3 protein-coding genes are annotated in these 2,461 nt (G+C 50.5%); 2 read left to right on the forward strand and 1 reads right to left on the reverse strand.

Annotated elements, in window-relative coordinates:
* Nucleotides 1–213 precede the first annotated feature (213 nt).
* A complete protein-coding gene (locus OB13_RS10745) occupies nt 214–1,107 on the forward strand; it encodes a 3-hydroxyacyl-CoA dehydrogenase family protein (protein WP_461490166.1) in 894 nt (297 codons plus the stop codon).
* Between the two features lie 15 nt (nt 1,108–1,122).
* Nucleotides 1,123–1,515 (forward strand): VOC family protein, encoded by a 393-nt coding sequence (locus OB13_RS10750; protein WP_461490167.1) that lies wholly within the window; start codon nt 1,123–1,125, stop codon nt 1,513–1,515.
* Nucleotides 1,516–1,653: 138 nt separating this feature from the next.
* Here OB13_RS10750 and OB13_RS10755 read toward each other — a convergent pair.
* On the reverse strand, nt 1,654–2,461 hold an 808-nt coding region (locus tag OB13_RS10755), incomplete at its 5' end, for a 2,3,4,5-tetrahydropyridine-2,6-dicarboxylate N-succinyltransferase (protein ID WP_461490168.1).

The following is a 2,461-nucleotide window of genomic DNA, read 5'->3' on the forward strand; positions in this document are numbered from 1 at the left end:
GTTATCTATCAGACTTCTATGAACCTTTATATCAGGTATAGCTGGTTTCTATTTTGGACACAGATCTCATTCATTAAGGCATCACATTTAAAAACGGCTGGCTGAGGAGAAATAAATAAATTTAATTATACCAAGATAAAACATATTTTAAACCCGGATTAAGGCTAATTCTCTTAGTTTTGTAAGAGATTTTAAACCATACGCATATATCCTATGAAAAAAATAGCAGTTATTGGTTCCGGCACCATGGGCAACGGCATTGCCCACGTTTTTGCACAAAATGGATTTCCCGTTTCCCTGATCGATATTTCGGAAGAGGCACTGAAGAAAGCACTTGCTACTATCTCCAAAAACCTGGACCGTATCATCGCAAAAGGTAACCTGACCGAAGAGCAGAAAGAGAAAACACTCCGCCACATCACGACCTATACCAGCACGCAGGAAGGTGTGCACGATGCGGATCTTATCGTAGAGGCAGCCACCGAAAATGTGGAGCTGAAACTAAAGATATTCAGGGACCTGGATGCGTTTGCCAAACCTGACGCCATTCTGGCCAGCAACACGTCCTCTATCTCTATCACAAAAATTGCGTCTGTCACCAACCGTCCTGACAAGGTCATCGGCATGCACTTTATGAACCCGGTGCCGGTGATGAAGTTGGTAGAGATCATTCGGGGTTATTCTACTTCTGATGAAGTTACCAGGCAGGTGATGGACATAGCGCTGCAACTGGGCAAAGTACCGACGGAATGCAACGATTACCCGGGTTTTGTCGCCAACCGCATCCTGATGCCGATGATCAATGAAGCCATTTACTCGCTCTATGAAGGTGTAGCCGGCGTGGAGGAGATCGACACGATCATGAAGCTAGGTATGGCACACCCGATGGGACCGCTGCAACTGGCTGACTTCATTGGGCTGGATGTCTGCCTCTCTATCCTGCAGGTGCTACATGACGGCTTTGGCAATCCGAAGTATGCCCCCTGCCCGCTGCTGGTAAACATGGTACAGGCAGGTCACAAAGGAGTGAAATCAGGCCAGGGCTTCTATACCTGGACTCCTGGGAACAAGGAGTTGGTAGTAGCAGATCGTTTCAGGAAAAGATAAGTCAAGACGATAACGATGCAACAAGAGAAAAACAATGTGGTGGGCTGGTTTGAGATACCGGTCAACGAAATGCCACGCGCCATACGGTTCTACAACGCCGTGTTTGGTTATGAAATGGAAAGCCAGCAATTCGGCGAGGAGGAAATGGCCTGGTTCCCGTGGAGCGATACCGGCATGGGCGCCTCCGGGTCGCTGGTGAAGCATGAGACGCTTTACAAGCCATCGGCCGATGGCACCATCGTCTACTTCTCCTCTCCTTCAGGTGACCTTAGCCAGGAGCTGGCAAAAGTAGAGACGGCGGGAGGCAAAGTGCTGCAGCCGAAAACCCTGATCACGGAGGAAATCGGCTACATGGCCCTCATTCTGGATACCGAAGGAAACCGCGTTGCTCTCCACTCCAGGCAATAGGCACAGGTATAGCAAACCCTAAAAGGAAAGGCTCTGCTTCTTCAGCAGAGCCTTTCCTTTTCTTATACCGGTTGTTGAAGGATGGTAAACTTCCAACTCCATAAGAGGACAACCATCCAGCCATTCAACAATCAAAAACTAAACAGCAACTGCGTTCTCACGAAGCGCGTCGTTGAGGGAAGTTTTCAAATCGGTGCTTGCCTTACGCTGCCCTATGATCAGGGCGCAGGGCACCTGGAAGTCGCCGGCCGGGAATTTCTTGGTATAGGAACCCGGTATAACTACGGCGCGCGGCGGCACATATCCCTTGTACTCGATCGGCTCGGCTCCTGTCACGTCAATGATCTTGGAACTGCCTGTGATGGTCACACCCGCGCCAATCACAGCCTCTTTGCCAATGCGGCAACCTTCCACCAGGATACTTCTGGAACCGATAAAGGCTCCGTCCTCAATGATCACCGGAGCAGCCTGCACGGGCTCCAGCACGCCACCCAGGCCAACGCCACCACTCAGGTGCACGTGTTTGCCCACCTGCGCGCAACTTCCTACCGTTGCCCAGGTATCGACCATGGTTCCTTCGCCCACATAGGCGCCGATGTTTACATAAGAAGGCATCATGATCACTCCCTTTGCCAGGAAAGCCCCATACCGTGCCACCGCATGCGGTACTACGCGCACGCCCAGTTCTGCATAGTTTGACTTCAGGGCAATTTTATCATGAAACTCAAAGGGGCCTACTTCAATGGTCTTCATGGCCTGGATCGGGAAGTACATCAGCACTGCCTTCTTCACCCACTCATTTACTTTCCAGTCATCCCCATTGGGCTCTGCCACACGCAGGCGACCTTTGTCGAGTTCTTCTATCACAGCACGAACTGCATCCGCAGTAGCCTGCTCTTTCAATAATTCCCGGTTTTCCCAGGCATTTTCTATAATCTGCTGTAGG

Source organism: Pontibacter sp. HJ8 (genome assembly GCF_054824225.1).

Excerpts from the sequence above, each read along its gene's own strand:
- OB13_RS10745 (WP_461490166.1), top strand. The coding sequence starts at position 214 with ATGAAAAAAATAGCAGTTATTGGTTCCGGCACCATGGGCAACGGCATT.
- OB13_RS10750 (WP_461490167.1), top strand. The coding sequence starts at position 1,123 with ATGCAACAAGAGAAAAACAATGTGGTGGGCTGGTTTGAGATACCGGTC.